At 61.7% G+C, this 303-nt stretch carries 1 protein-coding gene; it reads right to left on the bottom strand.

Features of this window, described 5'->3' with window-relative positions:
* Window positions 1–303, bottom strand: a 303-nt coding sequence (locus HMPREF2914_RS10875; protein WP_139148204.1) for an MBG domain-containing protein, incomplete at both ends; no start/stop codon positions are given.

Raw genomic sequence — 303 nt, 5'->3', positions numbered from 1 at the left:
CCAGGTCATAGTTACCGCTGACCAGACCCAGGCCACCCTGCTGAATCGCATAGTTGCCTACGTTTTCGCCGGAGACACGAACCAGGCCGCCGCCATTGAGCACCGCGCCAGCGGTATCGCCATTCTTCAGGCCGCTGACCTGGTAGGTCAGGCTCGGGTCGGCGTCGCCATAGACCTTGGTCTTGGCATCGGCGATCACATTCAGCAGCGCCTTGGTGATGGTCAGGTTATTGCCCTGGTAGTTCAGGTCGTAGTTCGCGCTGACCAGGCCCAGGCCGCCCTGGTTGATGCCGTACACGCCGA

It is taken from the genome of Pseudomonas sp. HMSC067G02 (genome assembly GCF_001813485.1).
Lineage (GTDB): Bacteria > Pseudomonadota > Gammaproteobacteria > Pseudomonadales > Pseudomonadaceae > Pseudomonas > Pseudomonas aeruginosa.
This window is presented reverse-complemented; position numbering and strand designations above follow the sequence as displayed.